Origin of the sequence: Kosakonia sp. (assembly GCF_032052965.1) — a bacterium.
Classification (GTDB): domain Bacteria; phylum Pseudomonadota; class Gammaproteobacteria; order Enterobacterales; family Enterobacteriaceae; genus Kosakonia.
In genome coordinates this window covers 71,385-94,146 of sequence record NZ_DAMBVN010000011.1, presented here as the reverse complement: position 1 = coordinate 94,146, position 22,762 = coordinate 71,385, and the positions used below count along the sequence as shown (strand labels likewise).

Below are 22,762 nucleotides of genomic sequence, written 5' to 3'. Positions count from 1 at the left end.
ATCCACACTTAAATTCATGAGGGTTGGTGTCGGTCAGCGAAATAAACCGCCAACATTTAACGCGAGGGTATATTTATATTTTTGCCGCTGGCCCTCATCGCGGCTGTCGGGATCTACCCGATCGGTTATCGGCACTTAAGCCGTTGAATTCACTTTTTCGCCAGTTCCTGGTTTAACTGCCAGAGTTCGCGGCGTTCTTCGTTGCTTAAACCGTGTGTGCGATCGCGAGCTATCAACTCTTCTTGTCGCCGTTCAAGCATCGAATCAAACATATGATTGAGCGCGTCGGTGAACGTTTTTTCCGCAATGTCCTTATCTGCTATATCGTCCCACATCGACAGTTTTTCAAGGGTAGCGGCCTCTTTTGTGCCGCGATAATGCTCCAGTAACTGCCCGGTGGTCAGACCTGGCTGTGACAAACAAGTGTTGACCACATCTGCAAATAAGCCAAGTCCAGGCAGTCTGGATTGATCTAAACCCGTTAACGGTGGCACCGCTGGTGCCAGTTCCGGGTTCTGGATCAATAACCCTATCAGTATACGCATGGTTGTACGTTTTAGCTGCGGAGCGGGGCGAACCGTCGCGTTTTCCGCCTGTTTTGGCATTAATCGATCAAGCTGAGCATCATCGAAAATACCAATTTTGTTCCCCAGCAGCTGTCGCAACTGAATGCGTAACGTTTCGCCAGGAACCTGGTTGATCAACGGTAACGCCAGCGCGGCAAGCTGTGTGGTGCCATCCGGCGTGGTTAAATCCGCCTGCGGCAACAAGCTGTTAAACAAAAACGTGGAGAGTGGCAATGCCTGCTCCATCCGCGCTTCGAACGCCTCTTTGCCTTCTTTACGTACCAGCGTGTCCGGATCTTCGCCATCCGGCAGAAACATAAAACGCAACTGACGACCGTCGCTCATATACGGCAGCGCCGTTTCCAGCGCTCGCCATGCGGCATCGCGGCCTGCGCGGTCGCCGTCGTAGCAGCAGATGACATTTTTCGTCACCCGGAACAGCAACTGGATATGGTCTGCTGTGGTCGACGTTCCCAGCGAGGCTACCGCATAGTTGATGCCGTATTGTGCCAGCGCTACCACGTCCATGTAGCCTTCAACGACCAGTAGCCGCTGAGGTTCATCGTTATCCTGCTGCGCTTCATAAAGGCCATACAGCTGGCGGCCCTTATGGAAAATATCGGTTTCCGGGGAGTTCAGATACTTGGGCGTATCGTTGCCTAACACACGTCCGCCAAAACCGATCACCCGGCCGCGCTTATCGCGAATGGGGAACATCACCCGCTCGCGGAAGCGATCGTAACTGCGTCCCTGATCGTTTGTTACCAGCATGCCCGCATCGATCAATGATTTGCGGTTTTCACTGTTGCCGCCAAAACGCTTCAACACGTTATCCCAGCCGGGCGGGGCATAACCCACGGCGAATCGCGCAATAATGTCGCTGCTCAAACCGCGCGCTGCCAGATACTGGCGCGCAGGCTCAGCGGCAGGTTGCGTCAGTGATTGCTGATAAAATGCATTCAGGCCGTCCATCAATTGATAGAGCGTTTGCCGTTGATGGCGCTCAATCAGACTTGGCCCGCTGCCTGCTTCGAAAGGCACTTCAAGGTTGTGCATGGCCGCCAGTTCTTCGACGCTTTCGACAAACTCGAGCTTGTCATAGTTCATTAAAAAGTCGAGAGCGTTACCGTGCGCACCGCAGCCAAAGCAATGGTAAAACTGTTTTTCACCGTTCACGGTGAAAGAGGGGGTTTTTTCGTTATGGAACGGACAACACGCGTGGTAATTCTTGCCCTGCTTTTTTAGCTTTACCCGCGCGTCGATAAGATCGACGATGTCGGTGCGTGCCAGCAGGTCATTAATAAAAACACGTGGGATTCGTCCAGCCATAGGCCCCGTTTATTTATATTCATTGTTTTTCATGCCGCTGCGATGCAGCCTGAAAGCCGTAGAATATGTCAGCTTATAAACGAAAATAAGCCGCGCATTCCTTTCGGAAGCACGGCCTTACAACTACAACTCGGTCTGCAATTGAGGGCGATGCGCCCTCAACAGATTAGTACAGACGAGTACGGCGTGCGTTTTCGCGAGCCAGTTTCTTCGCGTGACGTTTCACAGCGGATGCTTTAGCGCGTTTACGTTCGGTAGTCGGTTTTTCATAGAACTCACGACGACGAACTTCCGCCAGAACACCTGCTTTCTCGCAGGAACGCTTGAAGCGACGCAGAGCTACGTCGAACGGCTCGTTTTCACGTACTTTAATTACCGGCATGTGCCTCTCACCTTTGATTAAATCGGTTTGCCGCTGGCGTTCACGCCAGCTTATTTCAAAATGGTGCGGAATTTTACTGCAACTGCTGCTGCTTTGTAAAGCACCGCCGCCCTTTTTGAAAGGGGACTTTTGTAAGGGTGAGGAGTATACACGAACTCCTTACCTGGGGTGAGCAAAGTTTTACATCGACCCGCATTCGCCCTACACTGCGCGGTATTGCAACGAGGTAAAAAGAGCCATGCGCGTACTGGGCATTGAAACATCCTGCGATGAAACCGGCATCGCTATCTATGACGATCAACAAGGGCTTTTAGCCAACCAACTGTATAGTCAGGTAAAACTGCACGCTGATTACGGTGGCGTAGTGCCAGAACTGGCCTCCCGCGACCATGTGCGCAAAACTGTTCCGCTGATTCAGGCGGCGCTGAAAGAATCCGGTTTAACCGCAAAAGATATCGATGCGGTGGCCTATACCGCAGGTCCCGGGTTGGTTGGCGCTCTGCTGGTCGGCGCGACCGTAGGGCGTTCACTGGCTTTTGCGTGGAACGTACCAGCCATTCCGGTTCACCATATGGAAGGGCATCTGTTGGCGCCAATGCTGGAAGATAACCCGCCTGCGTTCCCGTTTGTCGCTTTGCTGGTGTCCGGTGGTCATACGCAACTGATTAGCGTCACGGGCATTGGTCATTATGAACTGTTGGGCGAGTCGATTGACGACGCAGCAGGCGAAGCCTTTGATAAAACGGCAAAATTATTAGGGCTGGATTACCCTGGCGGGCCTATGCTGTCTAAACTCGCCTCGCAGGGTACGGCCGGGCGTTTTGTTTTCCCGCGCCCGATGACTGACCGTCCGGGGCTGGATTTTAGTTTCTCCGGTCTGAAAACCTTTGCGGCGAACACAATCCGCAGCAATGGCGATGATGAGCAAACGCGTGCCGACATTGCTCGCGCGTTTGAAGACGCGGTGGTGGATACGCTGATGATCAAATGTAAGCGCGCATTGGATCACACCGGCTTTACGCGGCTGGTGATGGCGGGCGGCGTGAGCGCAAACCGCACATTGCGGGCAAAACTGGCGGAAATGATGCAAAAGCGTCACGGCGAGGTGTTTTATGCGCGCCCGGAGTTCTGTACTGACAACGGTGCGATGATTGCTTATGCCGGAATGGTGCGTCTGAAAGCGGGGAATGACGCGGGGCTTGGCGTTACCGTTCGCCCACGCTGGCCACTGGCGGAACTGCCCGCAGCGTGATGTGCAATTGCCCGGCGAGCCGGGCATTATCACGGTTGTTCTTTCTTTTTCTTCCGCAGCCGGGTCCAGATTTTGGTTTCCTGGCGCCGCCACAGCCGCTGAATGTTGTCATGATGACGTAACAGGATCAGGCATGACAGCATCGCGACCGGAAAGGTGAATTGCGGTTTAAACCACCAGACATAGAATGGCGCAATCAGCGCGCTGACAATCGCCCCCAGCGACGAATAACCGCTAAGCAGCACGGTCAACAGCCAGGTTCCCGCCATCACTCCGGTCAAATCCCAGCCAATTGGCGCAATGGCGCCAAACGCAGTAGCGACCCCTTTACCGCCCTGGAATTTAAAGAAAACGGGCCAGATATGCCCAAGACAGGCCGCAATCGCAATCAGCCCCAGCCAGAATGGCGTGATGCCCAATGCATAAGCGCCCCAGACCGGCAGCATGCCTTTCAATACGTCAAAAATCAGTACCGTTACGGCTGCTCCTTTGCCGCCAATTCTTAATACATTGGTCGCCCCGGGATTTCCGGAGCCACTCTCGCGTGGGTCCGGCAGACCCGCGATGCGGCAGACCAGAATTGCGCTGGAGATTGAGCCGCAAAGGTACGCAAGGAGGATCATTCCAGGCGCGATTGCACTCATAACGCTGTTCCGTTGTGAAAATGTCGTTTTATTCTCTGCATCCGTGGATAATACGCATAAATTCTGGAAAGTGGTATCCAGGTAATGCGCAAATCTGACAGACCGCCACTAAACAGGCGGCCTGACGCAAAAAGTCTGGAGCCAAACTGCAGGTGGAATGTAATGGATATTGTTTTTATTGAGCAGCTTTCGGTGATCACCACCATTGGTGTTTACGACTGGGAACAGACCATCGAGCAGAAGTTAGTGTTCGATATCGAAATGGCGTGGGATAACCGCAACGCCGCCAAAAGCGATGATGTCAAAGATTGTCTGAGCTATGCCGACATTGCAGAAGTGGTTATCGGGCACGTAGAGGGCGCGCGTTTTGCGCTGGTAGAACGGGTCGCGGAAGAAGTCGCTGAATTGCTGCTGGCCCGGTTCAATTCGCCCTGGGTGCGCATCAAACTCAGTAAACCGGGGGCGGTGGCGCGGGCGCGGAACGTGGGGGTCATTATTGAGCGTGGCCTAAATCCGAAAGAAAGTATTTAAATTCATAATAATTAAACCAAGCGCTAGTATTCAGGTCATAGATAGCGGTCATTCGCGGCTTCTCCTCGGGGTAAGCCGTTTTTTATAGCTTCTTAGGGGTTTATTTGATGGGCGATATGCATTCGTTGCTGGTGGCAGCCATTTTGGGTGTCGTTGAAGGGCTTACCGAATTCCTGCCAGTTTCCAGCACTGGCCACATGATCATCGTGGGGCATTTGCTGGGGTTTGAAGGCGATACGGCAAAGACGTTTGAAGTCGTGATTCAGTTGGGTTCTATTCTGGCGGTCGTGGTGATGTTCTGGCGTCGCCTGTTTGGTTTAATCGGCATTCACTTTGGCCGTCAGCCGCATGAAGGCACGGGTACGGGCCGCTTGTCGCTGGTGCACATTCTGTTGGGAATGGTGCCTGCTGTGGTGCTCGGGTTGGTTTTCCACGATGCGATCAAGTCCCTGTTTAACCCGCTTACCGTGACCTATGCGCTGGTCGTGGGCGGTGTCTTATTGATTGCCGCTGAAGTACTCAAACCCAAGGTTCCCCGCGCGGAAGGGGTGGATGATATTACCTATCGTCAGGCATTTATGATTGGTTGTTTCCAGTGTCTGGCGCTATGGCCGGGGTTCTCCCGCTCCGGGGCGACGATTTCTGGTGGGATGCTGATGGGTGTTAGCCGATATGCGGCTTCAGAGTTTTCATTCCTGTTGGCGGTGCCAATGATGATGGGCGCGACGGTACTGGATCTGTATAAAAGCCGTGGCTTCCTGACGATGGCCGACATCCCGATGTTTGCCGTCGGTTTTGTGACGGCTTTTATCGTTGCGCTGATTGCGATCAAAACCTTCCTGCACCTGATTAAACGGATCTCGTTTATTCCTTTCGCGATTTACCGTTTTATCGTGGCCGCTGCCGTGTATATGGTCTTTTTATAAGGCCTGAGCCCTCAGTCCTGTGGCTGAGGGCAACGTTGCGCTTTCCAGAGCGCTAGCGCTGCAATTCGCCTGCGGGTCAGCTCTTCCCGCACGCCTGCACCGGTAAAGCCCGCCTCTATTACCGCTTTTGTTGGCACTGCGCGTGCCACCTGCCAGGCTTCGCGCAATAAACGCCCCTGTGGATAATCATTGGCTTCAAAGCCGGTCCGGCCACGCACATCCGCTTCGCTGGTCAGGGCAATTTGCTCCACGCGCTGCGGTTTACGCCAGGCATCAATGGAATCGAACAGTTTGACGATCGTTTTCGGCTGCAAAATCGCAAAGGTGTGGATCAAATCGTGGAATTCAGCCACCAGTTTTGCGAGGTCACGGATCTCATTCGGCACGCGCAGGCGTTTACACAGGCCATCTACCAGTTTTACCCCTGCAGGACCGTGCCCGTGATGGCGCGGCCACTGTTCTTTCGGCGTTAAGCCTTTGCCCAGGTCATGGCAGAGTGTGGCGAAGCGGACATCAACGTCCGGGCTGAGCATCGCCGCCATTGTCAGTGTCATCAGGGTATGCACGCCGGTGTCAATTTCCGGGTGCCATTTTGCCGGGGCAGGAACGCCATATAGCGCATCCACCTCAGGGAACAGCACCGCCAGTGCGCCACAATCACGTAAAACCTGGAAGTAAACCTGGGGATTACGCGTACGCAGCGCATTTTCGGTTTCCTGCCAGACGCGCTCGGGGGTGAGATGCGCCAGTTCGCCAGCTTCCGCCATGGCGCGCATTAAGGCCATGGTTTCATCAGCGATACGGAAGCTGAGGTGCGCATAGCGGGCAGCAAAGCGCGCCACGCGCAACACGCGTAACGGATCTTCACTAAATGCCGGGGAGACATGACGCAGAATGCGATTATGCAGATCCTGCTGACCATTAAAGGGGTCGATAATGTGACCGTTTTCGTCCTGCGCCAGGGCGTTGACGGTTAAGTCCCGCCGCAGCAAATCTTGCTCAAGCGTGACGTCAGGTGATGCGTGGACAGTGAAGCCTGTGTAACCGACGCCGGATTTACGTTCGGTACGAGCCAGCGCGTACTCCTCGTGGGATTGCGGATGGAGAAATACAGGAAAATCGCGGCCTACCTGCTGGTAGCCCGCTTTTTGCATTTCATCCGGCGTGGCGCCGACCACCACCCAGTCTCTGTCTTTAACTGGCAGGCCTAATAATGTATCGCGTACTGCACCACCAACCAGATAACTCTTCACCCACCACCTCTCATACGTCATTTTGCCGACAGATAATACGTAAGTGTAGAGAAGATGGCTAATGTGCTTAGTTCATCCAGCGATCTTTGCGTTTACGGCTCGGGATCAAATGCGGCAGCAACAGACCCAGAATCAGCCCCGCGCCCAGCACGCCGCCGCCATACATAAACCACTGCATAATGATGGTGCGCTGTTTGTCATCCAGTTGCAGGTTGGCGGCATTCACCTTTTTCTGCGCCACAATCAGCTCGTTTTTGAGCTTTTGGTTCTCATCTTTCAGGCCGTTAATCACCCCATCACTCTGCGCGACCTTCTGCTGCATTTCTGCAGTACGCTGATTCCAGGTGTTATCAATGTTGTTGAGCTTATCAGTCAGCGTCTTGACCTGGTTTTCCAGTTCCGGCACTCGGGTGCGCAGGCTCGGCTGGGTATTCAGCTCTTTCAGCGGGATCCACGCGGTACGACCTGTGCTATCGCGCACCTGGCCATAGTCGCTATTGGATTGCAACAGCACCACTTCCTCGCCGGCATTCACGGTGCCCACAAGGCGATAATTATCTCCCGGGCCGCTACGCACCCAGGTGTTCAGTTCGTCGGAAACGTAACGTTTTTCTTCCGCGTGGGTTCCTGCGGACACGCTAAGCGCAAATAAGGTCAATCCAATTAAGCGTAATTTTGGCATCAGTTAATCGTTATTTTCATGGAACGTGAATGGAAAACAGTGGCAACAGTCTGACGATACGCGGCGTGCAGCATCAATCGGAATCTTCCAGGTCAAACTGTGCACTTATGCGAACTTTTGCAGCGGCCAGATTGCGCATTGCATGGCAATTTGACGCAAAATACTATCTACTGACAAACATCGGGCGCGTTAGTTCGCCGTAATTTTCACTGATGTGACATAACCATAAGTGCAAGGCCATGGCTCAGGAAATTGAATTAAAGTTTATCGTGAATCACGAGAGCGTGGAAACGCTTCGTCAACATCTCCATACGCTGACCGCAGAACATATTGCGCCCAGTCCGTTGCTGAACATCTATTACGAAACGCCGGATAACTGGCTGCGCGGCCATGATATGGGGCTGCGCATTCGTGGTTTCGATGGCAAATACGAAATGACGATCAAAATCGCCGGCCGGGTGATTGGCGGGTTGCACCAGCGTCCGGAATACAATATTCCGCTGGAGAAACCAGAGCTGGATCTGGCGCGTTTCCCTGCAGAAGTGTGGCCGCAAGGCGAGCTGCCAGCTGACTTGCAGGCGCGTACCCAACCGCTGTTCAGCACCGATTTTCAACGCGAGAAATGGCTGGTCAATGTCGGCAGCAGCCGCATTGAAATTGGCCTCGATTCTGGCGAAGTCAAAGCCGGAGAATTTGCAGAGCCGATATGTGAACTGGAGCTGGAACTGCTGAGCGGCGATGCGGCAGACATTCTTAAACTGGCGCGTCAGCTTGTTTCACTTTCAGGTTTGCGGCAGGGCAGTCTGAGCAAAGCGGCGCGAGGTTATCATCTGGCGCAGGGCAATGCGCCACGAGAAATCCGCCCGACGACGATTCTGCAACCCCCGGTAAAAGCGACCGTTGAGCAGGGCTTTGCTGCTGCGCTGGAGCTGGCGCTCGCGCAATGGCAGTACCACGAAGAGTTGTGGGCGCGCGGTAATGCTAAAGCAAAGCAGGATGTATTACGCGCCATTGCGCTGTTGCGCCACACGCTGGTGTTGTTCGGCGGCATTGTTCCTCGTAAAGCGAGCGCTCACTTACGTGAACTGTTGACCCAGGCCGAAACCACAATAACTTCAGCAGATTCGGCGTCGGCTGCGATATGGGATACCCCTTCGGGAATGGCGAAGCTGCTGCTGACTGAGTGGCTGGTGTCACAAGGCTGGCGCGCATTTCTTGATGAAAAAGCGCAGGCGAAATTTGCCGGTTCATTCAAACGCTTTGCGGACATCCATCTGTCGCGCACGGCGGCAGAGCTGAAAAACGCGTTTGCCCAGCCGCTTGGCGACAGCTACCACGATCAGTTACCGCGCCTGGCGCGCGATATCGACAGCGCGCTGCTGCTGGCGGGTTTTTATGACCGGGCGCAAGCGAGCGAATGGCTGGAAAACTGGCAAGGGTTGTACCATGCCATCACTACCCGGCAGAGTATCGAAATTGAGCATTTCCGTAATACCGCTATTAATCAACAGCCGTTCTGGCTGCACAGCGGAAGACGCTAACTTTTAAGGATATCCTGGATGCCGCACGCTTCGCCGTTATCACAGCACTGGCAAACGGTATTTTCCCGTTTGCCGGAATCACTGACCTCGCAACCGCTTAGCGTACAGGCGCAGTCAGTGCTCACTTTCAGCGACTTTGTTCAGGACAGCATCGTGGCGAATCCTGCGTGGCTGGCGGAGCTTGAAAATGCGCCGCCCCATGCGCAGGAGTGGCAGCACTATGCTTCGCAACTGCACACCGCGCTGCAAGACGTGACCGATGAAGCAGCCCTGATGCGGGCGCTGCGCCAGTTCCGGCGCCGTGTGATGGTGCGGATTGCCTGGGCTCAGGCGCTGCGGCTGGCGGCGGAAGAGGACATCCTGCAGCAATTGAGCGTGCTGGCCGAGGTGCTGATTGTGGCCGCGCGGGACTGGTTGTACGACGCCTGTTGCCGTGAGTGGGGCACGCCGTGCAACCCGGCGGGCGTTGCACAGCCGATGTTGGTGTTAGGGATGGGCAAGCTGGGCGGCGGTGAACTCAATTTTTCTTCAGATATCGATCTGATTTTCGCCTGGCCGGAAAATGGATCAACCCGTGGCGGCAGACGCGAACTGGATAACGCGCAGTTTTTCACGCGTCTCGGTCAGCGGCTTATCAAAGTGCTGGACCAGCCCACTCAGGATGGCTTTGTTTACCGCGTCGATATGCGTTTGCGTCCCTTTGGCGACAGCGGCCCGCTGGTGCTTAGCTTTGCCGCCCTGGAAGATTATTACCAGGAACAGGGGCGCGACTGGGAACGCTATGCGATGGTGAAAGCGCGGATCATGGGCGATGATGATGGCGAGCACGCCAAAGAATTACGGGCGATGCTGCGCCCGTTTGTTTTTCGCCGCTATATTGATTTCAGCGTAATCCAGTCGCTGCGTAATATGAAGGGCATGATTGCCCGAGAGGTGCGTCGCCGTGGCCTGAAAGACAATATCAAGCTCGGGGCGGGCGGTATTCGCGAAATCGAATTTATTGTGCAGGTCTTTCAGTTGATTCGCGGAGGGCGCGAGCCCGCACTGCAATCCCGTTCACTGTTGCCGACGCTGTCTGCTATCGATCAGCTGCACCTGTTGCCGGATGGCGAAGCTACCACGCTGCGCGAAGCGTATCTCTGGCTGCGGCGGCTGGAAAACTTACTGCAAAGTATCAATGACGAGCAGACGCAGACGCTGCCGGGTGATGAGCTTAACCGTGCGCGGCTTGCCTGGGGAATGGGCGTCACCGACTGGCCTGCGTTGGTCGCTACGCTGGATAGCCATATGGCGGCCGTACGCCGGATTTTTAATGAACTGATTGGCGACGACGAAACCGATTCGCCGGAAGAGGCTCTCTCTGAACACTGGCGCGAATTGTGGCAGGATGCGCTTCAGGAAGATGACACCACACCTGTGCTGGCCCACCTTTCCGACGATGATCGCCATCGCGTGGTGGCGCTGATTACCGATTTTCGCAAAGAGCTGGACAAACGCACCATTGGCCCGCGTGGGCGCCAGGTCCTCGATCATTTAATGCCGCACCTGCTGAGCGATGTTTGCTCGCGTGCTGATGCCCCGGTGCCGTTGTCGCGGCTGACGCCGCTGCTGACCGGCATTATTACCCGTACCACGTATCTGGAGTTATTGAGTGAGTTCCCCGGCGCGCTCAAGCACCTGATTTCCTTATGTGCAGCCTCTCCGATGGTCGCCAGTCAACTGGCGCGTTACCCGATCCTGCTGGATGAACTGCTCGATCCGAACACCTTGTATCAGCCCACGGCGATGAATGCCTACCGCGACGAGCTACGGCAATATCTGTTGCGCGTGCCGGAAGAGGATGAAGAGCAACAGCTAGAGGCGGTACGGCAGTTTAAGCAGGCGCAGTTGCTGCGCGTGGCTGCTGCCGATATTGCCGGAACGCTACCGGTGATGAAAGTGAGCGATCACCTGACCTGGCTGGCGGAGGCGATTATTGATGCTGTCGTACACCAGGCCTGGGGGCAGATGGTGGTGCGTTATGGTCAGCCGACACACTTGCGCGATCGTGAAGGGCGTGGTTTTGCCGTTGTAGGTTACGGCAAACTGGGCGGCTGGGAGTTGGGCTACAGCTCCGATCTCGATCTGGTGTTTTTACATGACTGCCCGTCAGACGTAATGACCGACGGTGAGCGGGAAATTGATGGCCGTCAGTTTTATCTGCGTCTGGCCCAGCGCGTCATGCATTTGTTTAGCACCCGCACTTCGTCCGGCATTTTGTATGAAGTGGATGCTCGTCTGCGTCCCTCCGGTGCTGCAGGGATGTTGGTCACCACGGCCGAATCGTTTGCCGATTATCAGAAAAACGAAGCCTGGACATGGGAGCACCAGGCGCTGGCGCGGGCACGCGTTGTCTATGGCGATCCGCAACTGACTGCTGAGTTCGATGCCATCCGCCGCGATATTCTGATGACACCGCGCGATGGCAACACGCTGCAAACGGAAGTGCGTGAAATGCGCGAAAAAATGCGCGCCCATCTGGGCAATAAGCAGAAAGATCGCTTTGATCTGAAAACCGATGAAGGCGGGATTACTGATATTGAATTTATTGCGCAATACCTGGTTCTGCGTTATGCCCATGACAAACCGAAGCTGACGCGCTGGTCGGATAATGTGCGCATTCTCGAAGGGCTGGCGCAAAACGGCATTATGGAGGTGCAGGAGGCGCTGGCGTTGACCCATGCGTACACCACGCTACGTGATGAACTGCACCATCTGGCCCTGCAGGAATTGCCGGGAAATGTGGCGGACACCTGCTTTGTTGCGGAACGTGCACTGATCAAAGCAAGCTGGGAGAAGTGGCTGGTGGAACCGTGCGCCCGTCAGTAAGTATGGTATTATCGCGCGCAAATTTTGTATCTCTCAGGAGACAGGAATGAAAGTAACGCTGCCCGAGTTTGAACGAGCCAGTGTAATGGTGGTGGGCGATGTGATGCTGGATCGCTACTGGTATGGCCCAACCAGCCGTATTTCGCCGGAAGCGCCGGTGCCGGTGGTGAAGGTCGATACGATCGAAGAGCGCCCTGGCGGCGCAGCAAACGTGGCGATGAACATTGCGTCGCTGGGCGCAACAGCACGTCTGGTCGGGCTGACCGGCATTGACGATGCAGCGCGCGCGCTGGGTAAAGCGCTGGCAGATGTTAACGTCAAATGCGACTTTGTTTCTGTTCCGACACACCCGACGATCACCAAGTTGCGCGTGCTGTCCCGCAATCAGCAGCTGATCCGTCTGGATTTTGAAGAAGGTTTTGAAGGCGTCGATCCGCTGCCGATGCACGAACGCATCAGCCAGGCGCTGGGTAATATTGGCGCTCTGGTGCTGTCTGACTACGCTAAAGGCGCGCTGGCCAGCGTGCAACAGATGATTGCGCTGGCACGTAAAGCCGGCGTTCCGGTGTTAATCGATCCGAAGGGCACCGATTTTGAACGTTATCGCGGTGCGACGCTGCTGACACCAAACTTGTCTGAGTTCGAAGCCGTGGCGGGCAAATGCAAAAACGAAGATGAGATCGTTGAACGCGGCATGAAAGTGATTGCCGATTACGAACTTTCTGCGCTGCTGGTGACACGTTCAGAACAGGGTATGACACTGTTGCAGCCGGGCAAAGCGCCGCTGCATATGCCGACCCAGGCGCAGGAAGTGTATGACGTCACAGGTGCGGGCGATACGGTAATTGGCGTGCTGGCGACAACGCTCGCCGCGGGCAATTCGCTGGAAGAGGCATGCTACTTTGCAAACGCTGCTGCAGGTGTCGTGGTCGGCAAGCTGGGTACCTCGACGGTTTCCCCCATCGAGCTGGAGAACGCCGTACGTGGCCGTTCGGAAACCGGTTTTGGCGTGATGACGGAAGAGGACCTGAAAGACGCTGTCGCGGCGGCGCGTAAGCGCGGCGAAAAAGTGGTGATGACCAATGGCGTTTTCGACATTCTGCACGCCGGGCACGTCTCCTACCTGGCGAATGCGCGCAAGCTGGGCGATCGTTTGATTGTTGCGGTGAACAGCGATGCCTCCACCAAACGCCTGAAAGGCGAAACCCGCCCGGTAAACCCGCTCGAGCAACGCATGATTGTGCTGAGCGCTCTGGAAGCAGTGGACTGGGTGGTATCGTTCGAAGAAGACACGCCGCAGCGCCTGATTGCAGGCATTCTGCCAGACCTGCTGGTCAAAGGTGGTGACTACAAACCGGAGCAAATTGCTGGCAGTGAAGAAGTGTGGGCTAACGGCGGTGAAGTGCTGGTACTCAACTTTGAAGACGGTTGCTCAACCACCAATATCATCAAAAAGATCCAGAAAGACAGCCAGTAACGGCGAAGATAATAAAAAGCCCTCTTAACGAGGGCTTTTTTATTACTGATTTGCAGCCGGTGTTGCCGGTTCGACCGGCAGATCATTCACTGCCACGTCCACGCCTTCGGTCGCAGCTGCAGCGTGGTCTGTGTTTTTCAACGGTTCCGACAGCGCAGAGAGTGAGCCGCCGGTGATACCGATTTCCTGCAATAATGAGTCAATCAACGGTGCCTGTGCACGGTAAGAGAGCGCCGCAGAGAGTGCCTGCTCCGCAAGATTACCCCCGCCCGCGCTCAGCGTTGCGCCCTGAGCGACTGCGCCACCCCGGTTAAGCCCGTCCACCTGTACAATCTTAATACCGTCGATGGATTTCATCGGCTCAACGGATTTTTCAATGACCGCAGGCAGCGTTTGCAGCAGCGCCAGTTTAAATTTCAGACTGGTTTGCTCGTTGGAAAGTACGTTAATTGCATCGTTTAACGCACGCTGCGCTTCGGCTTCTGCAAGGCCTTTTTTCCGCGTTGCTTCTGCCAGTTCCACAATGGCGGCAGCCTGCAATTCCGCTGCCTCTTTTTCCGCTTTGGCGCGTACCGTCAGCTCAACAGCTTTGGTTTCTGCGTCCTGCGCGGCGGCAATTAACGCGACCTGTTTGGCACGATCGGCTACGGCAGTCTGACGCATGGTTTCCACGTTTTGCTGCGCACGAACCGCGTCGGTTTGTGCGTCGCTGGCGCGCGCTTCCGCCTGTGACTGCTGTTCTGATTTCGCCGCAATGGCGATCGCTTTGGTTTGGTTAGCGATTTCCGTGACCTGCTGCTGCTCGATCTCTTTGATCCTGATCTCACGGTCTGCTTCGACTTTACGGGTTTTCACTGCCTGTTCACGTTCGATCTCGCTTTCCTGGATCTGCCGATCGGCAAAAATGCGTGTCTGCTCGGCTTCACGGCGGCGCTCCGCTTCAAAGCCCGCAATTTTGGCATTTTGCTCGGCGGTGCGGGTTTTCACCTGCTGTTCCTGCTCAAGGGTCATGAACGCTTCTTGCTGTTCGATTTCCAGCTTACGTGCCAGCGCGTCACGGTTTTTTTCGCGGACGGCAACTTCCACATCCTGTTCCACTTCGTTACGTTCGCGACGGCGACGTTCCGTTTCCTGCGTCAGTTTGGTCAGGCCCTCGGCATCAAAGGCATTATTCGGGTTGAAGTGCTCTTTCGATGTCTGGTTAAAGTTGGTCAGCGAGACACTTTCCAGCTCCAGACCATTCTTGGTGAGGTCTTCCGCCACGGTGTTCTGCACGCCCTGCACGAAGTTTTCACGCGTGTCCTGCAGCTCGTACATGGTCATCTGTGCGGCGGTAGCACGCAGTGCATCGACAAACTTGTCCTCCACCAGAATGCGCAAATCTTCCGGCGACAGCGTACGCTGGCCGAGCGTCTGTGCTGCGGTGGCGATCCCTTCAACTGTGGGTTTCACCCGCACAAAGAAAGCGACGACCACATCGACACGCATACGATCTTTAGTGATCAGGCTGTCGACAGTCGAGCGGCTCACTTCGAGCTTCAGCGTATTCATATTAATAGGAACGATTTCGTGGAAGATCGGCATTACGATGGCACCGCCGCTCATTACCACTTTTTGCCCGCCCAGGCCGGTACGAACAAACGCCTGCTCGGCAGAAGCCCGGCGGTACAGCCTGGCGAAAATAATCCCCACCACCAGAATGACAATTGCTGCCACTAACGCGGCAAAAACCCCTGAGGGCAGTGTATTAATAATACTTTCCATTGTTGTTGTTCCTTGGATTTACAAATGATTTGGCCAGGGATTGGGTTCAGCTAAATAGCGACTTGCGGATAAGCGACAAATTATCAGCACCTTGTCGCCTTTGTGAAATGTGTGTCCTGCTTCTGGCTCCAGCAGTAAATAATGCGTCTGGCCAAATTCGTCGGTGAATTTGCCTTCACATGGGCTGCCCTGTGTTGCGTTATGACCCGTAATCATCGCCATCTTGCCTATAAAGCGATCTTCGGTAATTGCGCTGCTCTCATCAACCGGCAGCCAGGGCGCGATGGCCCGCCCGGTGTAATGCACGGCTACGCAGGCTAGCAGGAAGCAAACAGGTGCCAGCAACAGGTTCGTCAGCGGCGTTTGCCACAACGTTATCCAGCCATGCTGGATAAGAATGCCGAGCAGACCAAAATAGCCCGCCAGCAGACACACGATAATCAATGAGGGGATTCGGCCTATATTCAGGTAATGCAGGGCCTGACCGATGTGGCCAGAGCTAAGGAAATCGGAGTCGCTGATATGCGTGTCGATAATACCGGAAAGCATACTGCCGAAAATAAGCGAGATAACTTCCAGCAGGCCAATAAATATGACGAGCGAAATGGCAAATAAATAGGGGCTGTTATATTCGGAAAGTAGTTGCATCCTGCGCTCTCTGGGGGTTTCACCGCATCATCCTCACCAGACTATGCTATCCCGCGTGCTTTGAGCATGCAAAGCCTAAATACCCGTCATAATTGGTAGATAGGCCGCAAGACAGGACGCCGGTGGGCCAGAGACAACAACGGGCCGTAAGGCCCGTTGTGCTTACTGCTGAGAATCGACGGGCGGGATCGCCGGTGCGGGTTTGACTTCTGCCGTGCGGCCCTGATTTTCCAGATCGCTGAGACGCTGTTCCAGCAACGCCAGTTTTTCGCGCGTGCGCAGCAGGACTTGCGTTTGTACATCGAACTCTTCGCGGCTGACCAGATCGAGGCGGGTTAACTGCGCCTGTAACGTCTGGCGGATTTTTTTCTCGACGTCTTCCCCGAACTCACGGATCCCTTTCGGCATGGATTCGTGAACCTGACGCGCAATTTGTTCAATTTTCTTTGGGTCAATCATTTTGGGTTCCCTGTTCGGATAGGTTCATGCACTTATTGTAGTGTGATAACACCAGGTGATAAACCAGAATTGTTTGAAGCTTATGCATTGCCGAAGGTAATCAATGGCGTTATAGTTATCCCGCTTATTCTCAGGGCGGGGCGAAATTCCCCACCGGCGGTAAATCAGCAGTTGCTGAAAGCCCGCGAGCGCTTCAGGCTAACGCCTGAAGGTCAGCAGATCCGGTGTAATTCCGGGGCCGACGGTTAAAGTCCGGATGGGAGAGAGTAACGATTCTGTCGGGCAATGATGCCCGCTCGCGTTATTTTTTTGCCGCATTGCGACACTCCTAAGACTGCCCTGATTCTGGTAACCATAACTTTATTGAGGTCTTTTACCATGAATCAGACGCTGCTTTGTTCTTTTGGCACGCCATTCCAACGCATTGAAAATGCGCTTGCTGCACTACGCGAAGGCCGTGGTGTGATGGTTCTCGATGACGAGAATCGTGAAAACGAAGGCGACATGATTTTCGCCGCCGAAACCATGACTGTTGAGCAGATGGCGCTTACCATTCGCCACGGCAGCGGCATTGTATGCCTGTGCCTGACCGAAGAGCGCCGTAAACAGCTTGATCTGCCGATGATGGTTGAAAACAACACCAGCGCTTACGGCACCGGTTTTACCGTGACCATCGAAGCGGCACACGGTGTGACGACTGGTGTTTCCGCCGCTGACCGTATCACGACGGTTCGTGCAGCAATTGCGGATGGCGCGAAACCAGCTGATTTGAATCGCCCTGGCCACGTTTTCCCGCTGCGTGCGCAGCCGGGCGGTGTGCTGACCCGTGGCGGTCACACTGAAGCCACTATCGATTTAGTCACGCTGGCGGGTTTTAAACCTGCAGGTGTGTTGTGCGAACTGACCAATGATGACGGCACCATGGCGCGCGCGCCAGAGTGCATTGCGTTCGCTAAACAACATAATATGGCGGTCGTGACCATTGAAGATCTGGTGGCGTATCGCCTGGAGCATGAGCGTAAAGCCAGCTAATACTCCCGCGGCATAATAATAAATCCGAAGCCACCCGCTTCGGATTTTTTTTGCCTGTTCTGTATCAAACTTTGGCGAGCTTCTGGTACGCACGCATTGAAATTTCACCCCTCTACTTATAAAGTGGTAATCATTGTGGATGGCGAGAAAATTGGTTTTATTCTCGGATAACCCATTAAATTAAAAGTAATATTTTGATTACGACTGCTATTTTTGCCAAACGGTTAGATGGGGTTGCAATGTTTATTTCCTGGTATTGGCTACTGCTTATTGTTCTGGTCATTGTTATCTATATTCATGCGCTTAAACGCAACAATAAAGCCTGCCGGCACGATCGCGAGGCGTTGTATCAGGCGTACCAGCGTGTAATGGAAGATTTGAAGAAAGTCAGAGGCAGCAGGCAGGGGGAGTAAGCATCGCTGCCCGACGATCCCGGGCAGCAGGCGTGTTATCCACCTATCCCCATTGCTTGCAGGGCGACCAGGCTTAATCCCATCACCGACATACCGCACAAAACCCCATAGCTTGGATTGTTATTGGGGTCGATCTCTTTAGCCAGCGGCATTAATTCATCCACTGAAAGCGCGACCATAATCCCTGCCACCGCCGCCATAATAGCCGCCATGACGACAGGTGAAACCAGCGTTCCCAGCAGCAACCACGCCAGCACACCGCCAAGGATCTCCGCCAGACCTGAAATCCCCGCCCAGAACACCGCTGTGCGTTTTGATCCTGTGGCGGCGTAAACCGGTCCGGCAACGGCAAGTCCTTCAGGAATATTGTGTAAGGCCACCGCAAAGGCGATACCAAAGCCCAGTTCCAGGTCGTTGCTGGCGGTCACGTAGGTCGCAATCCCTTCAGGAAAATTGTGCAAGCTGATGCCGAGCGTGAGCAAAATGGCGGTGCGGCGAATACCGTGCGGGAAACTTTTTTGCGAGCCCTGCGTTAGATCCTGCGGATGTGCATGTGGCAGCAGGCGATCCAGCGCGAAGTAGCCCAGCAAGCCAATAATAAACATGCCATAGCCCAGCATTGGCGACATGTTCTCCGTTGCCAGTGCGGCGGGAAGCATCTCCATCAGGGAGATAAGCAGCATGATCCCGGCGGCAAAACCGAGGGAAAAAGCCAGCAGGCGGTTAGACGGTTTCTGACCCAATACGCCCAAAAACGCGCCGATAAAGGTGGCGGCGCCAGCTAATAAGGTCAGAATCAAGGGGGCCGACATGTCTCACTCCTTTATGATAATGATTCTCATTAATGTATTTCTCTGGCCGATGAAAAGCGAGACGAAGAGCCCACCTTTACGCATTTCTTACAATCAAAATTACTGAAGATCTTCATCATGGTTATCAGAGTTCTTCCTGCAGCGAAAGGGCGTAATGTAGCCCCATCAAATTGTCACATTCTGTAAGGATATCACCATGTCAACACCACGCATGCCAGCACTGTTTTTAGGGCACGGTAGCCCGATGAATGTTCTGGAAGATAATAGGTATACCCGTGCCTGGGGGCAACTGGGCACTACGCTGCCCCGCCCGAAAGCAATTGTGGTGGTATCCGCTCACTGGTTTACTCGCGGCACGGGCGTCACCGCCATGGAAGCGCCACAGACTATCCACGATTTCGGCGGTTTCCCACAGGCGTTGTATGACACGCATTATCCGGCGCCGGGTTCCCCTGAGCTGGCTCAGCGTTTGGTTGAATTACTGGCGCCTGTGCCCGTCACGCTCGACAAAGAAGCCTGGGGCTTTGACCATGGTTCGTGGGGGGTATTGATCAAAATGTACCCGCAGGCTGATATTCCAATGGTGCAACTGAGTATTGACAGTACCAAACCGGCAGCATGGCACCTGGAAATGGGACGTAAGCTGGCATCGTTACGTGATGAAGGCATTATGTTGGTGGCTAGCGGTAACGTGGTGCATAACCTGCGTACCGCCCGCTGGCATGGCGAGAGCACACCTTACCCGTGGGCAACGGCGTTTAATGATTTTGTGAAAGCGAACCTGAGCTGGCAGGGGCCGGCGGAGCAGCACCCGCTGGTTAATTACCTCGACCATGAAGGCGGTGCGTTGTCTAACCCGACGCCAGATCATTTCTTGCCCCTGCTGTATGTGCTTGGCGCATGGGATGGCAATGAACCGATATCTGTCCCGGTGGACGGGATAGAGATGGGATCGCTAAGTATGCTCTCCGTGCAGGTGGGCTAAAACAATGGCGCGTAATGCGCCATTTTGCTTTGATTTGATCCTAAAAATGGAAAAATACAAGGCAGATCTCAAAAAAACAGCTCTGAAATACGGTTTTTTTGAAAATAAAAAGATCTACTCAGCAAATCTAAAACGCTGTGCTGAATTTCGTGCTTTTTTGTGAACATCATCGTCGCATGAACTCCGCCGGACGACTACTCTTCTGATTGTCTACCGTCTCAGACAAACCCATAAAAATTTTGCTGTTACGTCACGAACGCTTTGTTCGCGGACGCGCTGACTTTTCTCAAAATTATCTCTGGAGATACGGAAATATGAACTCAGCAAAAACCTTACTGAAAGTCTGTATTAGTTCTGCTCTGTTATTTATCTCACATGCTTCACTCGCCCAAACCTTTCGTGCCGCAGATGTACACCCGGCCGACTATCCCAATGTAGTGGCTGTGAAACATATGGGTGAAAAGTTAAGTGCGGCGACAGAAGGTAGACTGGATATTAAAACCTTTCCCGGCGGTGTATTAGGCGATGAAAAGCAGGTTATTGAGCAGGCACAAATTGGCGCGATTGATATTATCCGCGTTTCGATGACGCCAGTCGCTGCGATATTACCGGAGATCAATGTCTTTACATTGCCGTATATCTTCCGCGATGAAGATCATATGCATAAAGTTCTGGATGGCATGATTGGCCAGGAAATTGGTAACCGTCTCTCGGAGAGCAGTAAATCACGGCTGATTTTCTTAGGCTGGATGGATGCCGGTACGCGAAATCTCATCACCAAAGCACCGGTTACCAAAGCGGAAGATTTAAAAGGCATGAAGATCCGTGTTCAGGGGAGCCCGATTGCGCTAGATACCCTGAAGGCTATGGGGGCGAACTCCGTGGCAATGGGGGTAAGTGAAGTGTTTAGCGGCATGCAAACCGGGGTGATTGATGGCACGGAAAATAACCCCCCCACTTTTGTTGCGCATAACTATCTGCCAGTGGTGAAGAATTACACCTGGAGTAAGCATTTCATTATTCCTGAGCTGTTTTTATTCTCTAAAGCCAAATGGGATAAGCTGAAAAAAGAGGACCAACAGCTGATCCTGAAACTGGCAAAAGAAGCGCAGGTGGAACAGCGTGAATTATGGAAAGCGTATAACGAAAAATCGCTGGCGGCGATGAAGGTGGGCGGGGTGCAATTCCATGAAATGGATACCTCCGTATTCTTTAAAGCCACTCAACCGGTACGTGATAAATACGGGAAAGAACATCAGGATTTAATTACCCGTATTCAGGAAGTGCAATAACGTTTAGCGGGCAGGGGGAACCTTGCCCGAATGACGTGTTTCCGTATGTCTGTTTTCATTCTTTGCCGGGGAAACGGTTATGGCTGAACGCTATTCGTTATTGATGGATATTCTTTACCGCATTGCAATGTGGGTTGCAGGTCTGGGGCTGTTAGTGATGGTGGCCATTATTCCGATCGGTATTTTTGCACGCTACGTATTAAACAGTGCCTTATCCTGGCCTGAACCAGTGGCGATTATCTGCATGGTCACGTTCACTTTTATTGGCGCTGCGGTGAGTTATCGCGCGGGGTCACATATCGCCGTCAGCATGGTTACTGACCGCCTGGGAGAGGGAGCACGCAAAGTTTGCTCTGTCATCGCCGATCTGATGATGACGGCAATCAGCCTCTTTATTCTCTGGTACGGCGGCGCGCTGTGTCTGGAGCTGTGGGATCAACCGGTTGCGGAATTTCCGCTGTTCACCGCAGGCGAGAGCTATCTGCCGCTTCCTGTCGGCTCGGCACTGACCATCCTTTTTATTGTTGAGAAGATGCTGTTTGGCGCGCAGTACCACCGCCCAATGGTGATGCTCGGCTCGTCAAGCTGATCGCTGGTGACATCCAGTAAGGAAAATCTGTGGATGCATTTATTCTGATCTTTACGCTGGTCATTATGCTGGCTGTGGGCGTACCGGTGGCATACGCCGTGGGTATCAGTGCCGTGCTGGGTGCGTGGTATATCGATATTCCGCTGGAAGCGGTGATGATCCAGTTAACCAATGGCGTAAATAAATTCTCGCTGCTGGCGATCCCGTTTTTTATCCTCGCGGGGGCGATCATGGCCGAGGGGGGGATTGCCAGACGGTTAGTCAATTTCGCCTATATTTTTGTCGGATTTATTCGCGGTGGTTTGTCGCTGGTGAATATCGTTGCGTCGACCTTTTTTGGTGCAATTTCCGGATCGTCCGTCGCTGATACGGCATCGATCGGTTCGGTGATGATCCCGGAGATGGACAAAAAAGGCTATCCCCGAGATTTTGCTGCAGCGGTGACCGCCAGCGGATCGGTGCAGGCCATCTTAACGCCGCCCAGCCACAACTCGGTTATCTACTCGCTGGCGACTGGCGGCACCGTCTCCATTGCCGCGCTGTTTATTGCCGGGATCCTGCCGGGATTATTGCTCAGCTTCACGCTGATGGTGATGTGCGTGGCCTTTGCCCATAAACGCGGGTACCCGAAAGGGGAACGCGTGCCGTTTCGCCAGGCATTGAAGATCTTCGTCGACACGCTATGGGGCTTAATGACCGTCGTGATCATCATGGGCGGGATCCTCTCGGGCATCTTCACGGCTACGGAATCGGCGGCAATCGCCTGCTTATGGGCGTTTTTCGTCACCATGTTTATTTATCGTGATTACAAGTGGTCAGAGCTGCCGAAGCTGATGTACCGTACCGTGAAGACGGTAACGATCGTCATGATCCTGATCGGCTTTGCTGCAGCATTTGGCGCTGTCATGACTTATATGCAGTTACCGGGCCGCATTACCGAAGCCTTTACACAAATCTCTGACAACAAATATGTGATCCTGATGTGCATCAACATCATGCTGTTGCTGTTGGGAACATTAATGGATATGGCGCCGCTGATCCTCATCCTCACGCCAGTACTGCTGCCGGTAACCAATACGCTGGGTATCGATCCGGTTCACTTCGGGATGATCATGCTGGTTAACCTGGGGATTGGTTTGATTACGCCGCCGGTGGGATCGGTGCTGTTTGTCGCCAGTGCGGTGAGTAAGCAGAAGATTGAACAGGTAGTAAAAGCCATGCTGCCGTTCTACGTAACCCTGTTCGTAGTGCTGCTGCTGGTGACGTATATCCCTGCTATTTCACTGTTCCTGCCGAAGTTGTTTGGCGTGATGTAAG

At 53.9% G+C, this 22,762-nt stretch carries 22 protein-coding genes and 1 riboswitch; of the genes, 13 read left to right on the top strand and 9 right to left on the bottom strand.

All coding sequences use genetic code 11. The features are described 5' to 3' along the window. Positions 1-149: 149 nt before the first annotated feature. Both dnaG and rpsU read right to left on the bottom strand, forming a co-directional pair. Positions 150-1,895, bottom strand: a complete 1,746-nt coding sequence (dnaG, locus tag RTX30_RS14565) for a DNA primase (RefSeq protein ID WP_312690874.1) — start codon at positions 1,893-1,895, stop codon at positions 150-152. Positions 1,896-2,061: 166 nt separating this feature from the next. Next, positions 2,062-2,277, bottom strand: a complete 216-nt coding sequence (gene rpsU, locus RTX30_RS14560) for a 30S ribosomal protein S21 (protein ID WP_001144069.1) — start codon at positions 2,275-2,277, stop codon at positions 2,062-2,064. Between the two features lie 238 nt (positions 2,278-2,515). On the opposite strand from rpsU, the gene tsaD reads away from it, so the two are divergent. Further along, positions 2,516-3,529: a tRNA (adenosine(37)-N6)-threonylcarbamoyltransferase complex transferase subunit TsaD gene (tsaD, locus tag RTX30_RS14555; protein WP_312690873.1), complete on the top strand. Its 1,014-nt coding sequence runs from the start codon at positions 2,516-2,518 to the stop codon at positions 3,527-3,529. A 29-nt stretch (positions 3,530-3,558) separates the two neighbouring features. On the opposite strand, the gene plsY is transcribed toward tsaD, so the two are convergent. Then, a complete protein-coding gene (gene plsY / locus RTX30_RS14550; protein WP_312690872.1) occupies positions 3,559-4,173 on the bottom strand; it encodes a glycerol-3-phosphate 1-O-acyltransferase PlsY in 615 nt (204 codons plus the stop codon). 162 nt (positions 4,174-4,335) lie between these two features. Here plsY and folB point away from each other — a divergent pair, with 162 nt between their 5' ends. Further along, positions 4,336-4,704 carry a bifunctional dihydroneopterin aldolase/7,8-dihydroneopterin epimerase gene (gene folB / locus RTX30_RS14545; protein WP_312690871.1) on the top strand — a complete coding sequence of 123 codons (369 nt, stop codon included), beginning with the start codon at positions 4,336-4,338 and terminating at the stop codon, positions 4,702-4,704. A 107-nt stretch (positions 4,705-4,811) separates the two neighbouring features. Further along, positions 4,812-5,630 (top strand): undecaprenyl-diphosphate phosphatase, encoded by an 819-nt coding sequence (gene bacA / locus RTX30_RS14540; protein ID WP_312690870.1) that lies wholly within the window; start codon positions 4,812-4,814, stop codon positions 5,628-5,630. An 11-nt stretch (positions 5,631-5,641) separates the two neighbouring features. On the opposite strand, the gene RTX30_RS14535 is transcribed toward bacA, so the two are convergent. Together RTX30_RS14535 and RTX30_RS14530 are read right to left on the bottom strand one after the other, a co-directional pair. Beyond that, positions 5,642-6,883 carry a multifunctional CCA addition/repair protein gene (locus tag RTX30_RS14535; protein ID WP_312690869.1) on the bottom strand — a complete coding sequence of 414 codons (1,242 nt, stop codon included), beginning with the start codon at positions 6,881-6,883 and terminating at the stop codon, positions 5,642-5,644. A 67-nt stretch (positions 6,884-6,950) separates the two neighbouring features. Then, positions 6,951-7,565: a TIGR04211 family SH3 domain-containing protein gene (locus RTX30_RS14530; protein ID WP_312690868.1), complete on the bottom strand. Its 615-nt coding sequence runs from the start codon at positions 7,563-7,565 to the stop codon at positions 6,951-6,953. Positions 7,566-7,804: 239 nt separating this feature from the next. Here RTX30_RS14530 and RTX30_RS14525 point away from each other — a divergent pair, with 239 nt between their 5' ends. Genes RTX30_RS14525 through hldE form a run of 3 tightly spaced genes read left to right on the top strand, consistent with a single transcriptional unit; the run spans position 7,805 to position 13,451 of the window. Continuing rightward, on the top strand, positions 7,805-9,106 hold the full coding sequence (locus RTX30_RS14525) for an inorganic triphosphatase (RefSeq protein WP_312690867.1): 1,302 nt from the start codon (positions 7,805-7,807) through the stop codon (positions 9,104-9,106). Between the two features lie 18 nt (positions 9,107-9,124). After that, complete coding sequence (gene glnE / locus RTX30_RS14520) at positions 9,125-11,974, top strand: bifunctional [glutamate--ammonia ligase]-adenylyl-L-tyrosine phosphorylase/[glutamate--ammonia-ligase] adenylyltransferase (protein WP_312690866.1); 2,850 nt, start codon at positions 9,125-9,127, stop codon at positions 11,972-11,974. 46 nt (positions 11,975-12,020) lie between these two features. Next, positions 12,021-13,451 (top strand): bifunctional D-glycero-beta-D-manno-heptose-7-phosphate kinase/D-glycero-beta-D-manno-heptose 1-phosphate adenylyltransferase HldE, encoded by a 1,431-nt coding sequence (gene hldE, locus RTX30_RS14515; RefSeq protein ID WP_312690865.1) that lies wholly within the window; start codon positions 12,021-12,023, stop codon positions 13,449-13,451. A gap of 42 nt (positions 13,452-13,493) precedes the next feature. On the opposite strand, the gene RTX30_RS14510 is transcribed toward hldE, so the two are convergent. The 3 genes from RTX30_RS14510 to ubiK form a co-directional block, all read right to left on the bottom strand. Then, the gene (locus RTX30_RS14510) at positions 13,494-15,215 is read right to left on the bottom strand and encodes a flotillin family protein (RefSeq protein WP_312690864.1); all 1,722 of its coding nucleotides are present in this window, start codon (positions 15,213-15,215) and stop codon (positions 13,494-13,496) included. 18 nt (positions 15,216-15,233) lie between these two features. Further along, the gene (locus RTX30_RS14505) at positions 15,234-15,863 is read right to left on the bottom strand and encodes an OB-fold-containig protein (RefSeq protein WP_312690863.1); all 630 of its coding nucleotides are present in this window, start codon (positions 15,861-15,863) and stop codon (positions 15,234-15,236) included. Positions 15,864-16,025: 162 nt separating this feature from the next. Continuing rightward, a complete protein-coding gene (ubiK, locus tag RTX30_RS14500) occupies positions 16,026-16,322 on the bottom strand; it encodes a ubiquinone biosynthesis accessory factor UbiK (RefSeq protein ID WP_312690862.1) in 297 nt (98 codons plus the stop codon). A gap of 122 nt (positions 16,323-16,444) precedes the next feature. Then, positions 16,445-16,594, top strand: a riboswitch (FMN riboswitch). A 106-nt stretch (positions 16,595-16,700) separates the two neighbouring features. Here ubiK and ribB point away from each other — a divergent pair. Together ribB and RTX30_RS14490 are read left to right on the top strand one after the other, a co-directional pair. Then, on the top strand, positions 16,701-17,354 hold the full coding sequence (ribB, locus tag RTX30_RS14495) for a 3,4-dihydroxy-2-butanone-4-phosphate synthase (RefSeq protein ID WP_312690861.1): 654 nt from the start codon (positions 16,701-16,703) through the stop codon (positions 17,352-17,354). A 239-nt stretch (positions 17,355-17,593) separates the two neighbouring features. Continuing rightward, positions 17,594-17,767 (top strand): hypothetical protein, encoded by a 174-nt coding sequence (locus RTX30_RS14490; protein ID WP_312690860.1) that lies wholly within the window; start codon positions 17,594-17,596, stop codon positions 17,765-17,767. A gap of 35 nt (positions 17,768-17,802) precedes the next feature. Here RTX30_RS14490 and zupT read toward each other — a convergent pair whose 3' ends face one another. Beyond that, entirely contained in the window at positions 17,803-18,579 is a 777-nt protein-coding gene (gene zupT / locus RTX30_RS14485; RefSeq protein ID WP_312690859.1) for a zinc transporter ZupT, read from the bottom strand. A 196-nt stretch (positions 18,580-18,775) separates the two neighbouring features. On the opposite strand from zupT, the gene ygiD reads away from it, so the two are divergent. From ygiD to RTX30_RS14460, 5 genes are all read left to right on the top strand, one after another. Next, positions 18,776-19,564, top strand: a complete 789-nt coding sequence (gene ygiD / locus RTX30_RS14480) for a 4,5-DOPA dioxygenase extradiol (RefSeq protein ID WP_312690858.1) — start codon at positions 18,776-18,778, stop codon at positions 19,562-19,564. 4 nt (positions 19,565-19,568) lie between these two features. Then, positions 19,569-19,727, top strand: coding sequence for a hypothetical protein (locus RTX30_RS14475; protein ID WP_312690857.1), 159 nt, complete (start codon positions 19,569-19,571; stop codon positions 19,725-19,727). A 151-nt stretch (positions 19,728-19,878) separates the two neighbouring features. Next, a complete protein-coding gene (locus tag RTX30_RS14470) occupies positions 19,879-20,856 on the top strand; it encodes a TRAP transporter substrate-binding protein (protein ID WP_312690856.1) in 978 nt (325 codons plus the stop codon). 79 nt (positions 20,857-20,935) lie between these two features. Continuing rightward, positions 20,936-21,445, top strand: coding sequence for a TRAP transporter small permease (locus RTX30_RS14465; RefSeq protein WP_312690855.1), 510 nt, complete (start codon positions 20,936-20,938; stop codon positions 21,443-21,445). 29 nt (positions 21,446-21,474) lie between these two features. Beyond that, the gene (locus RTX30_RS14460; protein ID WP_312690854.1) at positions 21,475-22,761 is read left to right on the top strand and encodes a TRAP transporter large permease; all 1,287 of its coding nucleotides are present in this window, start codon (positions 21,475-21,477) and stop codon (positions 22,759-22,761) included. Position 22,762: the final 1 nt, after the last annotated feature.

Bases quoted from the DNA above. Each gene is read 5' to 3' on its own strand.
- dnaG (WP_312690874.1), bottom strand. From the start codon at position 1,895: ATGGCTGGACGAATCCCACGTGTTTTTATTAATGACCTGCTGGCACGC.
- RTX30_RS14530 (WP_312690868.1), bottom strand. From the start codon at position 7,565: ATGCCAAAATTACGCTTAATTGGATTGACCTTATTTGCGCTTAGCGTG.
- bacA (WP_312690870.1), top strand. From the start codon at position 4,812: ATGGGCGATATGCATTCGTTGCTGGTGGCAGCCATTTTGGGTGTCGTT.
- RTX30_RS14470 (WP_312690856.1), top strand. From the start codon at position 19,879: ATGAACTCAGCAAAAACCTTACTGAAAGTCTGTATTAGTTCTGCTCTG.
- RTX30_RS14525 (WP_312690867.1), top strand. From the start codon at position 7,805: ATGGCTCAGGAAATTGAATTAAAGTTTATCGTGAATCACGAGAGCGTG.
- RTX30_RS14465 (WP_312690855.1), top strand. From the start codon at position 20,936: ATGGCTGAACGCTATTCGTTATTGATGGATATTCTTTACCGCATTGCA.
- RTX30_RS14490 (WP_312690860.1), top strand. From the start codon at position 17,594: ATGTTTATTTCCTGGTATTGGCTACTGCTTATTGTTCTGGTCATTGTT.
- rpsU (WP_001144069.1), bottom strand. From the start codon at position 2,277: ATGCCGGTAATTAAAGTACGTGAAAACGAGCCGTTCGACGTAGCTCTG.
- ribB (WP_312690861.1), top strand. From the start codon at position 16,701: ATGAATCAGACGCTGCTTTGTTCTTTTGGCACGCCATTCCAACGCATT.
- plsY (WP_312690872.1), bottom strand. From the start codon at position 4,173: ATGAGTGCAATCGCGCCTGGAATGATCCTCCTTGCGTACCTTTGCGGC.
- ygiD (WP_312690858.1), top strand. From the start codon at position 18,776: ATGTCAACACCACGCATGCCAGCACTGTTTTTAGGGCACGGTAGCCCG.
- zupT (WP_312690859.1), bottom strand. From the start codon at position 18,579: ATGTCGGCCCCCTTGATTCTGACCTTATTAGCTGGCGCCGCCACCTTT.
- hldE (WP_312690865.1), top strand. From the start codon at position 12,021: ATGAAAGTAACGCTGCCCGAGTTTGAACGAGCCAGTGTAATGGTGGTG.
- RTX30_RS14510 (WP_312690864.1), bottom strand. From the start codon at position 15,215: ATGGAAAGTATTATTAATACACTGCCCTCAGGGGTTTTTGCCGCGTTA.
- glnE (WP_312690866.1), top strand. From the start codon at position 9,125: ATGCCGCACGCTTCGCCGTTATCACAGCACTGGCAAACGGTATTTTCC.
- tsaD (WP_312690873.1), top strand. From the start codon at position 2,516: ATGCGCGTACTGGGCATTGAAACATCCTGCGATGAAACCGGCATCGCT.
- RTX30_RS14505 (WP_312690863.1), bottom strand. From the start codon at position 15,863: ATGCAACTACTTTCCGAATATAACAGCCCCTATTTATTTGCCATTTCG.
- RTX30_RS14475 (WP_312690857.1), top strand. From the start codon at position 19,569: ATGGCGCGTAATGCGCCATTTTGCTTTGATTTGATCCTAAAAATGGAA.
- ubiK (WP_312690862.1), bottom strand. From the start codon at position 16,322: ATGATTGACCCAAAGAAAATTGAACAAATTGCGCGTCAGGTTCACGAA.
- folB (WP_312690871.1), top strand. From the start codon at position 4,336: ATGGATATTGTTTTTATTGAGCAGCTTTCGGTGATCACCACCATTGGT.